The sequence below is a fragment of the Bordetella genomosp. 10 genome (genome assembly GCF_002261225.1).
Classification (GTDB): domain Bacteria; phylum Pseudomonadota; class Gammaproteobacteria; order Burkholderiales; family Burkholderiaceae_B; genus Bordetella_C.
The window spans coordinates 727819-741850 of the sequence record NZ_NEVM01000001.1 but is presented as its reverse complement, the minus strand read 5'-3'; the positions used below and the strand labels follow the sequence as shown (position 1 = coordinate 741850).

The window sequence follows — 14032 nt, the reverse complement described above, 5'->3', positions numbered from 1 at the left end:
TCAGGCCTGGACGAAATGCCCGTTGCCGACTTCCCGCAGCGCGTGAACGACCGGCTCGTCGCCGAGCTTGCGTATGGGGCTGGGAATCTCGCGCGGCGCCAGCGCCGCCTTGTGGCCGCGCCGGGCGGGGTCCGGGATCGGGACCGCGGCGAGCAGGCGCTGCGTGTAGGGATGGCGGGGGCGGTGCAGCACCTCCGCCGTCGGGCCGATTTCAACGACCTGCCCCAGGTACATCACCGCCACGCGATGGCTCATTTTCTCCACGACCGCCATGTCATGGGAAATGAAGACGTAGGACAGCCCGAGTTCCGCTTGTAGCGCCTTCATCAGGTCTATCACCTTGGCCTGCACCGACACGTCCAAGGCCGACACCGGCTCGTCGGCCACCACGATGCTGGGGTTCACGCTCAAGGCGCGCGCGATGCATAGCCGTTGCCGCTGTCCCCCGGAAAACTGGTGGGGATAGCGGTCCAGGAATTCCTCGGGCAGGTTGACCCGCCGGAAGAGCTGCGCGGCCCGTTCGCGCCGCTGCCCGGCGTCCAGGCCGCCATACAGCTTGAGCGGTTCGCTGACCAGGTCCCAGGCATGCAGGCGCGGATTCAAGGACGCGTAGGGATCCTGGAAGATCATCTGGATGTGGCGGCGCTTCTCGCGCATTTCCGCCGGCGTCAGCGCGGTCACGTCCTGCCCCATGAGCTGGATGGTGCCCGCCGAGGGCTGGATCAATTTCATCAGCAGCCGGCCCGTCGTGGATTTCCCCGACCCGGACTCGCCGACGATGGCCAGCGTTTCCCCCGCGTTCAACGAGAACGAAACCCCTTCCACGGCATGGACGTTCGCCACCACCCGCCCCAGCATCCCGCCCTTGACCGGGAAGCGCTTGGACAGTCCCTTGACCGCCAGCACGGGCGTGCCGGCCGGCGGCGCCGCCGGCGGGGCTCCCTCTCCCAATTTGGGCACCGCCGCGAGCAGGTCGCGCGTATAGGCCTGTTCCGGCCGCGCGAACAGGCGCGCGGTCTGGTTTTCTTCGATGCGGTCGCCGTGGCGCATCACCACCACGCGGTCGGCGACCTCGGCGACGACGCCCATATCGTGGGTGATGAAGAGCACCGCCATGCCGACCTCGCGCTGGAGGTCCTGGATCAACTGGATGATCTCGGCCTGCACCGTCACGTCCAGCGCGGTGGTGGGTTCGTCGGCGATCAGCAGGGCGGGACGGCACGCCAATGCCATGGCGATCATGACCCGCTGCCGCATGCCGCCGGAGAGATCGCCGGGATACTGCGTCAGCCGGCGCCGCGGTTCCGAGATCCTGACGGCCTCCAGCATGGCCTCGGCCTGCTTCCAGGCGGCGTCGCGCGACACCCGCTGGTGCAGCAGATAGACTTCGGCCAGTTGGTCGCCGATCGTCATCACCGGGTTGAGCGAGGTCATGGGCTCCTGGAAGATCATCGAAATCTCATTGCCGCGCACCTTGCGCAATGCCGACTCTTCCAGCGAGAACAGATCCATCGCCTGGCCGTCGCGCGCGACGAAGCGCGCCTGGCCGCCGGCGATGCGCCCGCCGGCGCGCTCGATCAGCCGCAGGATGGACAAGGCCGTCACCGACTTCCCGGACCCGGACTCCCCCACCAGCGCGACGGTTTCCCCTTTCCCGATATCGAAGTCCAGGCCCTTGACCGCCCGGAAAGGCGACGCGCGCTTGCCGAACTCGACCGTCAGGCCCCGGACCGACAACAGGCAGTCGCTCATACGCCGGTCCCGCCGGCCGCCAACGGATATACGCGCGGCGACATGGCATCGATGTCCCGGCCCGCGTAGTCGCGTTGCGAGACCGTCGCGATGTTCAGTTGCTGGCCGCGCTCCACCTCCGCCAGGGCGCGATCCACGTCTATGGTCAACACCTGCCCGTCCCGCACCACCTGCCGGCCGTCGACGTAAACGTCGCGGACGGCGCGGTCGCCGGCCGAGTAGATCAGGCTGCGCAGCGGTTCGCGGCACGGCCGCATGTAGTCGTGCGTCAGGTCGACCAGCGAAAAGTCCGCCTTGCAGCCCGGCGCCAGGCGCCCGATGTCGTCGCGGCCGAGGATTTTCGCGCCGTTGACCGTGGCCGCGTCGAAGACCTCCTGCGTCGAGGCAGCCTTGAAATTGCCGGCCTGCAGGCGCGCCACGTAGCAGGCGGTGCGCAGCTCGTCCAGCATGTTGTGCGGAAAGGTGTCCGTGCCTATGCCCACGTTGATGCCGGCGCGCAGGTAGCGGCCGAGGAAATTGAGGGCGATGCCGCGGCGGACGAATACGGTCGGGCAATGCGCGACGTGCGCGCCGGATTTCCTCAAGCGCTCGAAGTCGTCGGCCTGGGGCCAGAACAAGGCCGGATGGTCGTTCAGGAAAATGCCGTGGCCGATGACCAGGCGGCTATCCAGCAGCCCGAGATCGTCCAGCCACTCGATGGGCGTGCGGCCATGCCGGCGCGTCATCTCGGCGAACTCGACCACGCTCTGCGCCGCGTGGATCTGCAAGGGAATGTCCAGCCGGCGCGCCTCGGCCTGCGCGTCCTTCAGCAATTCGGGCGAGCAGGTGTCTATCTGGGAGGGGCAGAGCATGGCGGACAGCCGGCCGCTGGGATGCTTCATCGCGCTGTCCACGACGTCCAGCGCCGCCTGGAAGGATTTGCGCGCCGCCGGTTCGTCCCAGGAATATTCGACCGAATGGCCGTCGTTGGTCTTCCACGAGGCCGACCGGAACATCGGCCCCAACACGCCGCGTATCCCCGTTTCCGCCACCACGTCGGCCCAGCCGGGCCGGGGCAGCGACATATCGACGACGGTGGTGACGCCGCTCTTGAGCATCTCCGAAATCGCCACCTGGTTGGCGTAGGGCGCGAACTCGATGCCCAGCCGGAAGACGGGCATGTACTCGTACAGGGAACTCTGGCCCAGCTTCTCGCTGCCCAGTTCCTCCAGCAGGCCGCGGTTGCCCGGTTCCGAGGACGGGTGGGTGTGGATATTGATCAGGCCCGGCATGGCCATGCGGCCGCGGCCGTCGATCACCTGGTCCGCGGGTCCGGCATAGGCCGGTCCGACGTGGACGATCTCGTTGCCGCGAATGACCAGGTCGGCATCCGCCAGGTAGACGTGCGACCCGGCGTCGGCATCCCAGGCCAGGACCATGGACAAGTTCTTGAAGTGGAGCGTTTGCATGAGTAATCGTCGGGGGAATCTATGTCGTCTATGGCGGGAGGCCGCGAAAGCGGACCGGGCGCGGGGCCCGCGTCCTTACTTGAGCTCGATGTCCAGGCCCTTGTAGGTGCCGGTGCCGAAAATCCCGTGGGCGCGCACGGGCTTGAGCCGCTGGCCGGCCACCAGGTAGAGCGAGTCGTGATAAAGCGGAATCCACACCGCGGCCTCCGAGAGCTTGGTCAGGGCCTGCGACAAGGTGGCGTCCGCCTTCGCCGGGTCCAGCGAGGCCGCGCCCTCGGCCAGCCACCGGTCCGTATCGGCATCGCGCCAGTTCATGCGGTTCGGCACCGGGATGCTGCTGGAAAGGAAATAGCTGTTCAGGGCCTCGCCGGTGCTCATGTAGCCGAAACTCATGCTGAACTCGTCGAATTCCTGGGTCGCCAGTTTCCCCCAGGCCGCGGTCGAGTCGAACAACTGGACCCTCAGCTCCGCCCCGACCTTCTTCATATCGCCCTGCACGGCCTCCAGGATGTCCTTCCAGTAGCCGGCGATGCCGTAATGCAGGATGGACAGCTTCTGTCCATCCTTGTAGCGATAGCCGTCGCTGCTCATCTTCCAGCCGGCGGCATCCAGAAGCCGATTCGCTTCGGCGGGGTCGTAGCGGAAATATTCGTTCTTGCCGGCGGGGGTCGACGTGGCCAGCATGCTGGTCGCCGGCGTGGCTTCGCCGAAGGTGATGGCCTCGGTCAGGGCCTTGCGGTTTATCGCGAGGTTGAGCGCGCGCCGCACGTTCACGTCGGCCAGCACCGGCTTGTCGAGCTTGAAGCCCAGGAAGAAGGTCCAGTAGAAGGGATCGGCCTTGCTCACGGACAGCCGCTTGTCGGCCTTCAGGTCCTTGATGGACCACTGGGGCAGGTAGCGGCTCAGGTCGGCCTGGCCGCCTTGCACCGCCGTCAGGCGCGTGCTTTCCTCCGGCACGATTTTCCAGACGATGCGGTCCACCTTGGGCCGCGGATCCTTGTAGATCGCCGGCCCCCAGTCGTAGCCTTCGTGCCGCTTCAGGACGACCTGGTCACGCGGCGTCCAACTGACGAAACAATAGGGCCCGGTGCCGTCGAACGCCTTCACGCCGAAGTCCTTGCCCAGGGCCTTCACCTGATCGATGTTGATGATGGTATGCATGTAGTGGGCCATTTGCGTCAGCAGCTCGTTGTAGGGCTGCTTCAGCTTGTAGACCACCGTGTAGTCGTCCGGCGCCGTGATGCTGTCCACGGGACCGGCCCGCCACTTTTCCAGGCCCTTGGTCTCGGGATCGAGCCAGTGGTCGTAGGTGGCGACCACGTCCTTGGCGGTCATCTTCTTGCCGCTGCAGAAGGTCACGTCCTGGCGCAATTGAAAGGTGTACGTGAGGCCGTCGGGCGAAACCGTCCAGCTTTTCACCACCGCCGGCACGGGCGTCTTCATGTCGTAGTCCAGGCCCACCAGGGTATCGCCGGCCATGAACAGGACCTCGGCCGCGCCGCGGGCGGTCGTCCGCGGCGGATCGTAGCGTTCCGACTCCAGCTCGCGGAGGATGGTGACGGTCGTCTCGGCCCAGGCGTTCGCCAGGGGCAGCATGGCGACGCAGCCGAGCACCAGGGGCGCCAGGGTCTGAGGAAGAGACTTCATATCGATTCCTTTCTCTGAAAGCGTTTCTATGTCCGCAGCTTGGGATCCAGCGCGTCGCGCAGGCTGTCGCCTAGCAGATTGAAGGCAAGGACGATCAGGAAGATCGTCATCGTGGGAATGGTCGAGATGTGGGGAAATATCTGCAGGAACTTCCTGCCGTCCGCGGCCATGCTGCCCAGCTCCGCGAACGGCGGCTGCGGGCCCAGGCCCAGGAAGGACAGCACGGCGCCGAGCAGGATGGTGTGCCCGAGCTGCAAGGTGGCGTAGATCATCAGCATGGACGAGCAGTTCGGCAGCAGGTAGCGGAAGATGAGATAGCCGTTTCCGAAACCCATCGCATGGCCGGCCTCCATGTACTCCTGCTTCATCACGACCATGGCCGAGCCGCGCGCGATGCGCGCCATGCCGGGCACCGCCGATATCGCCAGGGCGAGCACCATGGACAGCGTGCCGGGGCCCAGGAGCGCCGACAGGCTCAGGCCGAACAGGATCGCCGGAAACGACAGCAGCACGTCGACGACGCGCATGACCACGCCGTCGAGCTGGCGAAAATAGGCCGCGAAGATCCCCAGCAAGGCGCCCGCGCCGGAGCCGAACACCACCGCCAGGCCGCTGAACGTCAAGGTCGCGCGGATGCCATAGATCACGCGGGACAGGATGTCCCTGCCCTGGACGTCGGTGCCGAGCAGGTATCGGACGCCGTCCGGCGACACCCACCCCGGCGCCTTGCGCGCCATCGCCATATTGGTCAGGTAGGGATCGTGCGGCGCGATCCAGGGCGCGAATACGGCGATCCCGACGATGGCGACGACGGCGAGCAGCGACAGCAGGAGGATGGGATCGGCCCGCAGCCTCGCCGCGATCCGCGCGAGCGGCATCGCGCCCGGCGCGCCTTCCCCGGTCGTTGCGCTCATGATTTCTTTCCTCGCGGATCGAGGTAGCCGTACAGGAGATCCACGATCAGGTTGATGAAGATGAACCCCAATGCCGTCACCAGGATGGCCCCTTGCGTCAGGGGATAGTCGCCGCTGAAAATCGCGCCGACCGCCAGCCGGCCGATGCCGGGCCAGGAATAGATCTGCTCGGTCACGACGGCGCCGCCCAGGAGATTGCCGACCTGGAGGCCCACCAGCGTCACGATGGGCAGGAGCGCATTGCGCAGCGCGTGGCGCAGGACCACGCGCCCCTCCCCCGCCCCTTTCGCGCGGGCGGTCCTGACATAGTCGCCGCTCAGGGTCTCGATGACGGCGGTGCGGGTGATCCGGGCCACCGGGCCGATCAGCACCGAACCCAGCGTCAGCGCGGGCAGCGCGATGGACGCCAGGCCCGCGATGGTCCAGAGCGGGCCGCCGCGGCCGATATAGGGCAGCCACCCCGCCCCGCCGACGTAGAGGACGAGCAGCAAGCCGACCCAGAAGACCGGCAGCGAGACGCCGATGACCGAAAGCGTCATCACGAAACGATCGACGAGTTTCCCGCGCCGGTAGGCGGCCACCGTGCCCAGGAAGATCGCCAGGGGGACCGACCAGACGACGCTGGCCAGCATGAGTTCGGCGGTGGCGCCTATGGTGCCCGCGATCTCGTCGACGACGGGCACGTTGGTGATCATCGATCGGCCGAGGTCCAGATGGACCAGCCGCCAGACGTACATGCCGAGCTGGTAGGGCCAGGGCTTGTCCAGCCCCATCTCCGCGCGGATGTCGGCGATTTGCGCGGCGCTCGCGGTCGGACCCGCGATGACGGCGGCGGGATCTCCCGGAGCGACCTGGAGCAGGACGAAGCAGATCAGGATGACTCCCAGCAGCACCGGGAGGGAAACATAGGCGCGATGAAGCAGTTGTCGGATCATGCGGCACCCGCGAACGGGTGACGGACGGAAACGTCTTCCGTCGGCAAGCAGATACGCATGCGGCAAGACCTTATATGTGAGCCGTGAGCCGGGTCCGCCAGCCCCCCAGGCCAACGGTCTGCCAGCAGAATGCCACCACCCCGGCCCGCCGACAGGTAGGGGAAATCCACTAACGGGAAATGCGGCAACCACCGCCGGCGCCGGGCCTAAGCCCTTGATTTCCCTGGCATTGGAAAACCCCGCGCGCGCATGTGCGGGCGCCACCGATAACACTGCGTTATGGCGTCTAGGCAAAGAGTGATACCCGCGGCCGGCACCCGGAAAGGCACGCGCCATCTATAGATTTTTGCGCAGGCCCCATGAGCCACGGTTATGGCGGCCAGGGAACGGCACGCGGGCCGCCGGATTTTTCTTCTATAAATCAATCACCTGCAACGCGGATGGACGCGTGTTACGCGCGCGCGGCCGCGGGGTCCTAGGGCATACCCCATGGATGGCCGCGCCCGGGCGTGCGGCAAGATGAAAGCGCCACCAACCCGGAGCGCCCCATGACCGAATACGCCCCCAGTCTCGCCGACATCCGTCCCGACGCGAAAGAGGAGATTCCCGTCTTCGACATCGGGCCCTTCCTGGCCGGCGCGCCGGGCGCCCGGGAAGCGCTGGCGGCGCAGCTCCGGCACGCGCTGGAAAACATCGGCTTCTACTTCATCGTCAATCACGGCGTCCCGCAGGCCTTGATCGATGAAACCTTCGAGGCGGCCGCCGCCTTCCATGCCCTGGCGCTCGATGCCAAGATGAAGCATCCCTTCAACGAGCACAACATGGGCTACCTGCCGCTGAAGGGCTCGACCACGCGCCATTCGCAGCTCAATCGGAACAACCGGCCCAATATGGTCGAGTCGTTCTTCGTCAAGCGCGACCTGCCCGAGAACCATCCCGACGTCGTCAACGGCGTGCGCTTTCGCGCCGCCAACCGGTGGCCGCCGGAATTGCCCGGATTCCGCGGCGTCGTGACGGCTTATGCGGATGCCCTGGAAAAACTCGGCAAATCGCTGCTGCCGCTCTATGCCCTGGCCCTGGACCTGCCCGCCGATGCCTTCCAGCAGGCCTTCAGCGACCCTATGTACACGCTGCGCCTGTCCCACTATCCCGAGCAGGAGCCGCAGGTGGAGAACCAGTTCGGGCTCGCCCCGCACTCCGACACCAGCTTCATGACCTTGCTGGTGCAGAACAAGGTCCAGGGCCTGTCGATACGCCTGCCCAACGGGAAATGGATCGACGCCCCGGCGCTGCCCGGCAGCTTCCTCGTCAACGGCGGCGACCTGCTGCGGCGCTGGACCAACGACCGCTTCCTGGCGACGCCTCACCGCGTCATCAACAATTCCGGCAAGGAACGCTACGCCATTCCCTTCTTCATGGACTGCAATATCGACTGGACCATGGAATGCCTGCCCACCTGCCAGGACGAGGATCATCCGCCCAAGTACGCGCCCATCACCTACACCGAGTACCTGGCGTGGTATCGCAACCAGAATTACGCGGACCGCGACAAGCCGGCCTCGGACGTCACGCTGTCGGCGTACTGAGACCGGGCCTGAGAGCGGAGCACGGGAAAATACGCGCGCGGACGACGATGCCGAAGCGCACAAGCGCGTGAGCGCGTGAACGAGCAAGGGGAACCGCATGTTCGATGAAGCAAGCAGCAAGGAAAGCAGCACCACCCGCGGCCGGCGCCGCGTCCTGGCGGGCCTAGGCGGCCTTTCGCTGATGACCCTGGGAATGCCCAAGGGACGGGCGGCGAAGGGCAACTGGCCCACCCAGCCCGTCAGGTTCGTCATCGTCTTCCCGCCGGGCGCGTCGATCAACGCCTTCGCGCGGCTGATGGCCGAGCCGCTGTCGACCTTCCTGGGCCAGCCCGTCGTGGTCGAGAACCGCGACGGCGCCGGCGGCATGATCGGCGTTGCCAGCGTGGCCCATGCGCGCGGCGACGGCTATACCTTCTGCATGGCGCACGTCGGCACGCTGGCGGTGCAGCCCGCGGTGATGGGCGACAAGATGCCTTACCGGGCGCTGCAAGACCTCACGCCCATCATCCACCTGACGGACCAGCCCAACGTCCTGCTGGTGCATGCGTCCGTGCCGGCGAAGAACATGGACGAGTTCGTCGCCTGGGCCCGCAAGAAACCCGGCACCGCGTACGCGACGCCCGGCGTCGCGACCTCGAACCAGATCACCGGCGAATTGGTGTCGACCGCCTTCAAGCTGGGACTGACCCACGTTCCCTACCGCGGCGTCACGCCGGCCATGCAGGACTTCATGGGCGGCCTGATCCAGGTGGCGGTGCTCAACATCGCCGACGCCATGCCGCTGGTCAACGACGGACGGGCGCGGGCGCTGCTGGTGACGACGGCCCAGCGGTCGCCGGCGCTGCCCGACGCGGTCACCATCGTCGAGGCGGGCGCCTCGCCCCAGCCGCTCAATTCCTGGCAAGGCATATTCGGTCCGGCCGGCGTGCCGAAGGAAGCGGTGGACAGGCTCAACGAGGGATTCAACGTCGCCCTGAAGGACGAGAAAGTGCGGAAGTGGATGGACACCTTCCATGCCGTGCCGGTGGGCGGCAGCACCGAGGACTTCCAGAAATACGTCGTGCGGGAACACGCCATGTGGCAGGACCTGGTCCACCGGTTCAAGCTGGAACAGACGGCATAGGCCGGCGCCGGGGTCCGTGCGCCCGGACTCGCGTCCGGCCTACCGGTATCCCCGCGCCTGCAGATCGAACAGGTGGGCGTACCGTCCGTCCAGCTTCATCAGTTCCTGGTGATCGCCGCGCTCCAGGATGCGGCCGCGATCGAGCACCAGGATCTCGTCCGCGTTCCTGACGCTGGAGAAGCGGTGCGATATCAGGAGCGTCATGCGGCCCTGCGCATGCTTGCGGAAATGCTCGAACACCTCGGCCTCGGCGGCCGCGTCCAGGGCCGCGGTGGGTTCGTCCAGCACCAGGATGTCCGCGTCGCGGCGCATGTAGGCGCGCGACAGGGCGATCTTCTGCCACTGGCCGCCCGACAGTTCCTGGCCGCCCGCGAACCAGCGTCCGAGCTGCGTCGCATAGCCGTGCTCCAGCCGCTCGATGAATTCCGCCGCCGCGCCCTGGCCGGCGGCCTCGCGCCAGCGGGCCTCCTCGCCGAAGGCCCGCACGTCGCCCACGCCCAGGTTCTCGCTGACCGGCAATTGATAGCGGATGAAGTCCTGGAAGATGACGCCGATACGGCGGCGCAAGGCGTCCTCCTCCCAATCCTGGAGATCGCTGCCGTCCAGCAGGATGCGGCCCTGGTCGGGGCGGTACAGGCGCGTCAGCAGCTTGATCATGGTGGTCTTGCCGGAACCGTTTTCACCCACCAGCGCCAGGCTGCGGCCCGGGGCCAGGTGCAGGTCGATATTGCGCAGCGCGGGCTCGCCGGCGCCCGGATAGGTGAAGCCGACGTTTTCGCAGCGCAAGCCGTCGCCCGGCCGCACGCCCTGCGTCAAGGTGCCGGTTCGCGGCGCGACGGGATGGGCCAGGTAGTCGTGCAGGTTGGATAGATAAAGCCCGTCCTCATACAGCCCGCTTATCGCGGTCAGCCCCGAACTGATCGCCGACTGGCCCTGGCGGAACAACGCCAGGTACATCGTCATCTGGCCCAGGGAGATCAGGCCCTGCACGGTGTCGAAGGCAACCCAGGCATAAGCGCCATAGAAGGCCGCGGTGCCGAAAAGCCCCAGCACGAACCCCCAGCCGTCGCGGCGCAGCGTCAGGCGCCGGTCTTCCGCATACAGCCGCGCGTAGGTGTCCCGGTAGCGTTGCAGCAGCAGCGGCGCGAAGCCGAATATCTTCACTTCCTTGATATTGGCCTCCTGGGACAACAGGCTTTCTATGTAGTTCTGCTGCCGGCTTTCCGGCGCGCGCCGGCTGAACAGGCGAAAGGCGTTGCCGGAGAAATGCGCCTCGGACGCGAACACGGGCAAGGCGCCCGCGACCAGCAGCAGCAAGACCCAGGGCGAAAAATGCACCAGCAGCACGGCGAAGCTGGCCAGCAGGATCAGGTTCAGCACCAGTCCCAGCGACTTCATGATCAGGGACAGCGGGCGGGTGGAGGCGTCGCGCCGGATGCGCACCAGGCGGTCGTAGAACTCGGCGTCCTCGAACTGGATGAGCGAGAACTGCTGGGCCTTTTCCAGGATCAGCATGTTCACCTTCTGGCCCAGTTGCACGCGCAGCAGCGACTGCTGGACGGAAAGCGCGCGTTGCATGGCGGCCAGCAGGATGAGCGCGCCGGCTTCCAGCAGGACATAGCGCAGTACGGGCCATAGCGGCGCGCTGCCGGTCCGCGAACGGAGCTGGATGGCGGCGACCACGGCGTCGACGATGTGCTGTCCGATCCATGCCGCGCAGGCGGGCAAGGCGCCGGCGGCGATGGTGGCCACGATCAATCCCAGGAACAGGATCCGGGAGGTGTTCCAGACCAGGCTTATCGCCTGGACGGCCTGGGTGAAGAAGAAGGAGACACGTTTCATAGCGATAGTCGATAGACCAGTCGATTGACGATATATATCTTAAGACATATCATACGACATATCTTACGATATGGGAGTTGTTCATGAGACATCGCCACCACACGCATTGCCCGGGCCATCACGCGCCCCGGCGCGACGAACACGGGCGCGGCGGCCATGGCCGCCATGGAGATTTCGGCGGCCGCGGCGAGCTGATGCGCGGGCGCCGGTTTTCGTCGGAAGACCTGCAACTGATGCTGCTGGGCCTGCTGGCCGGCGGCGACAGCCACGGCTACGAATTGATCAAGGCGCTGGAGACGCGCAGCGAAGGCGCCTACGTGCCCAGCCCCGGCGTGATCTACCCGGCGCTGACCTATGTGCACGAACTGGGCCTGGTCGAGGCCGACGTCGTAGGCAACAAGAAGTCGTACCGCTTGTCGGAAGAAGGCAGGCGCTTCGTGCAGGCGCGGCAGCAGCGGCTGGACGAGATGTTCCAGGATCTGGCGCTGCTGGCGCGGAAAATGAAGTACCTGCGCGGGGCCATGGCCGAGGACGGCGAAAACCCCGGCGGCGCGTGGCTGCCGGAATTCGTCGAGGCGCGCAGGCGCCTGAAGCGCGCCCTGCTGCAAAAAAGCGACGCGCCGCAGGAAGAACAGCGCCGCGTGGCCGCCATCCTCCTGCGCGCGGCCGCGGAGATCGAGGGCACGGCGGCCGGCGCGGAAGGCGGTCCGGCGCCCCGGGGCTGACGCCGCGGGCGGCGAACGCGCGCGGCGTATGTAGTAGGCTAACGCCCTGCTTTGCTTGACCGAACGAGCGTTGTCCGACCGCCCGCTCGAGGGGCATCAACCCAAGCCGACCGCCAGCACGTGACCAAATCCGCATCCGCCACCCGTAAGCCTTCCACCAGCCTGGGCAACGCCGCCCGCGAACTCTATGCCGCCCTCTGGCGCCACGCGCAGGGCAAGCGCCCGCAATTGCTGGGCGCCGCCGGCCTGCTTTCGGCGGCGCAACTGCTGCGGCTGACCATGCCCTGGCTGGCGTCCCACGCCATCAACGCCCTGCAGCAGGGCGACATGATGACGTCCGGCCGCTGGATCGTCTATCTCGTCCTCATCTACCTGCTGTCGTGGTTCCTGCACGGCCCGGGGCGCATCCTGGAACGCAACGTGGGGGTGCAGGTGCGCACGCGCCTGGCCGACCAGTTGTATGCGCGCATCGCGGCGGCGCCGCTGGCGTGGCGCGACGGCCGGCATTCCGGCGAATTGCAGCACCGCGTGATGCAGTCCAGCCGCGCGCTGTCCGACTTCGCGCAGAACCAGTTCGGCTACCTGCAAAGTATTTTCAACTTCGTCGGCCCGCTGGTCGCGCTGGCCCTGCTGTCCTACGTCAGCGGCGCCATCGCGATCAGCGGCTACATCGTCATCGCCGTCATCATCCTGCGTTTCGACCGCACGCTCATGCAATTGGCGCGCGCGGAGAACGACGAAGAGCGCCGCTATGCCGCCGCGCTGCTCGACTTCGTCGGCAACGCCGGCACGGTCATCGGCCTGCGGCTACAGGCGGCTTCGCGCAAACTGCTGGGCCGCCGCATGGATGCCATCATGGTGCCGCTGCGCCGCTCGGTCACCGTGACCGAAGGCAAGTGGTTCGCCGTGGACATCCTGGGCATGGGGCTTACGTGGATACTGGTGGTGGAATACGTGCTGCGCAATCGCGAACCCGGGCAGGCCGTGCTGCTGGGCACCGTCTTCATGATCTACCAATACGCGCAGCAGGCCGCCCAGGTGGTCGGCGCGATGGCCGCGAACTTCCAGAGCTTCGCGCGCATGCACACCGACTACGGCAGCGCCGAGCCGATCTGGCACGCGCCCGGCGACCCCGAGGCGGCCATCCCCGCGGTCATCCCCGAGGCGCCGTGGCAGACCCTGGAACTGCGCGGCGCCACCTGGCGCTATGCCGACAACGCGCGGGGCGGCCTGCATGGCGTGAACCTGCAACTGCGGCGCGGCGCGCGCGTGGCGCTCATCGGCCCCAGCGGCGGCGGCAAGAGCACGCTGCTGCGCACCCTGGCCGGCCTGTACCCGCCCCAAGAAGGCGAACTGCTGCGCGACGGCCAGCCGGTGGACTGGGCCGAGCTGCGCACGCTGGCCACCCTCATCCCGCAAGAGGCCGAGGTGTTCGAGGCGAGCGTGCAGGAAAACCTGACCTTCGGCGAACCGGCCGACGCGCAGGCGCTTGAATCGGCGGTGCACACGGGCGTGTTCGACGAGGTGCTGCAACGCATGCCGGATGGACTGGCCAGCGGACTGAACGAACGGGGCAGCAATCTCTCCGGCGGCCAGCGGCAGCGCCTGGCCTTGTCGCGCGGCGTGCTGGCCGCCCACGGCAGTTCCATCCTGCTGCTGGACGAACCCACCAGCGCGCTCGACCCCACGGCCGAAGGCCACGTCTTCGACCGCATGGACGCCGCCTTCCCCAACGCCTGCATCATCGCCTCGGTGCACCGCCCCAGCCTGCTCGCCCGCTTCGACACCGTCGTCGTGCTGGAAGCCGGGAGGGTGGTCGATGCGGGGCCGCGGGAAGAGGTGCTGGGGCGGCGGGGGGCTTGAAGCCGCATCGGGGATACCTCTACGTTGCCACGGCAGCGCGCACATGGCTAGGATACGTATTTGGTCCTGGCCGGCGGCCGTCGCCGCCTGCGAAACAATGCCGTGTACGAGTTCTCGCAAGCTCCTCCCTCCTTCGCGTCCGGTGGAGACGCGCCGACTTATCGCTGGCATTGCCGGCCCGGCATCTCGCTCAAGCT

10 protein-coding genes are annotated in these 14032 nt (G+C 67.0%); 4 read left to right on the top strand and 6 right to left on the bottom strand.

What is annotated here, in order from left to right:
- The 5 genes from CAL29_RS03175 to CAL29_RS03155 form a co-directional block, all read right to left on the bottom strand.
- Positions 1-1752 (bottom strand): ABC transporter ATP-binding protein, encoded by a 1752-nt coding sequence (locus CAL29_RS03175; protein ID WP_094851530.1) that lies wholly within the window; start codon positions 1750-1752, stop codon positions 1-3.
- Entirely contained in the window at positions 1749-3200 is a 1452-nt protein-coding gene (locus CAL29_RS03170) for an amidohydrolase family protein (protein WP_094851529.1), read from the bottom strand. Before CAL29_RS03170 ends, CAL29_RS03175 begins: the two co-directional genes overlap by 4 nt.
- A 75-nt stretch (positions 3201-3275) precedes the next feature.
- Entirely contained in the window at positions 3276-4847 is a 1572-nt protein-coding gene (locus tag CAL29_RS03165; RefSeq protein WP_094851528.1) for an ABC transporter substrate-binding protein, read from the bottom strand.
- A gap of 26 nt (positions 4848-4873) precedes the next feature.
- A complete protein-coding gene (locus tag CAL29_RS03160) occupies positions 4874-5761 on the bottom strand; it encodes an ABC transporter permease (protein WP_094851527.1) in 888 nt (295 codons plus the stop codon).
- Positions 5758-6696 carry an ABC transporter permease gene (locus tag CAL29_RS03155; protein WP_094851526.1) on the bottom strand — a complete coding sequence of 313 codons (939 nt, stop codon included), beginning with the start codon at positions 6694-6696 and terminating at the stop codon, positions 5758-5760. The genes CAL29_RS03160 and CAL29_RS03155 overlap by 4 nt, the downstream gene beginning before the upstream one ends.
- Before the next feature lie 548 nt (positions 6697-7244).
- Between CAL29_RS03155 and CAL29_RS03150 the strand changes: the two genes are divergently transcribed.
- On the top strand, positions 7245-8282 hold the full coding sequence (locus CAL29_RS03150; protein WP_094851525.1) for an isopenicillin N synthase family dioxygenase: 1038 nt from the start codon (positions 7245-7247) through the stop codon (positions 8280-8282).
- A 97-nt stretch (positions 8283-8379) separates the two neighbouring features.
- Entirely contained in the window at positions 8380-9405 is a 1026-nt protein-coding gene (locus tag CAL29_RS03145) for a Bug family tripartite tricarboxylate transporter substrate binding protein (protein WP_094851524.1), read from the top strand.
- Between the two features lie 39 nt (positions 9406-9444).
- Here the strand turns inward: CAL29_RS03145 and CAL29_RS03140 are convergent, their stop codons facing one another.
- Positions 9445-11247, bottom strand: a complete 1803-nt coding sequence (locus tag CAL29_RS03140; protein WP_094851523.1) for an ABC transporter ATP-binding protein — start codon at positions 11245-11247, stop codon at positions 9445-9447.
- Between the two features lie 83 nt (positions 11248-11330).
- On the opposite strand from CAL29_RS03140, the gene CAL29_RS03135 reads away from it, so the two are divergent.
- Together CAL29_RS03135 and CAL29_RS03130 are read left to right on the top strand one after the other, a co-directional pair.
- Positions 11331-11972: a PadR family transcriptional regulator gene (locus CAL29_RS03135; protein ID WP_094852676.1), complete on the top strand. Its 642-nt coding sequence runs from the start codon at positions 11331-11333 to the stop codon at positions 11970-11972.
- 120 nt (positions 11973-12092) lie between these two features.
- Entirely contained in the window at positions 12093-13835 is a 1743-nt protein-coding gene (locus CAL29_RS03130; protein WP_218831798.1) for an ABC transporter ATP-binding protein, read from the top strand.
- Positions 13836-14032 lie beyond the last annotated feature (197 nt).

What these genes read in the sequence shown, in the direction of transcription:
- CAL29_RS03175 (WP_094851530.1), bottom strand. Translation starts at nt 1,752, where the DNA reads ATGAGCGACTGCCTGTTGTCGGTCCGGGGCCTGACGGTCGAGTTCGGC.
- CAL29_RS03170 (WP_094851529.1), bottom strand. Translation starts at nt 3,200, where the DNA reads ATGCAAACGCTCCACTTCAAGAACTTGTCCATGGTCCTGGCCTGGGAT.
- CAL29_RS03165 (WP_094851528.1), bottom strand. Translation starts at nt 4,847, where the DNA reads ATGAAGTCTCTTCCTCAGACCCTGGCGCCCCTGGTGCTCGGCTGCGTC.
- CAL29_RS03160 (WP_094851527.1), bottom strand. Translation starts at nt 5,761, where the DNA reads ATGAGCGCAACGACCGGGGAAGGCGCGCCGGGCGCGATGCCGCTCGCG.
- CAL29_RS03155 (WP_094851526.1), bottom strand. Translation starts at nt 6,696, where the DNA reads ATGATCCGACAACTGCTTCATCGCGCCTATGTTTCCCTCCCGGTGCTG.
- CAL29_RS03150 (WP_094851525.1), top strand. Translation starts at nt 7,245, where the DNA reads ATGACCGAATACGCCCCCAGTCTCGCCGACATCCGTCCCGACGCGAAA.
- CAL29_RS03145 (WP_094851524.1), top strand. Translation starts at nt 8,380, where the DNA reads ATGTTCGATGAAGCAAGCAGCAAGGAAAGCAGCACCACCCGCGGCCGG.
- CAL29_RS03140 (WP_094851523.1), bottom strand. Translation starts at nt 11,247, where the DNA reads ATGAAACGTGTCTCCTTCTTCTTCACCCAGGCCGTCCAGGCGATAAGC.
- CAL29_RS03135 (WP_094852676.1), top strand. Translation starts at nt 11,331, where the DNA reads ATGAGACATCGCCACCACACGCATTGCCCGGGCCATCACGCGCCCCGG.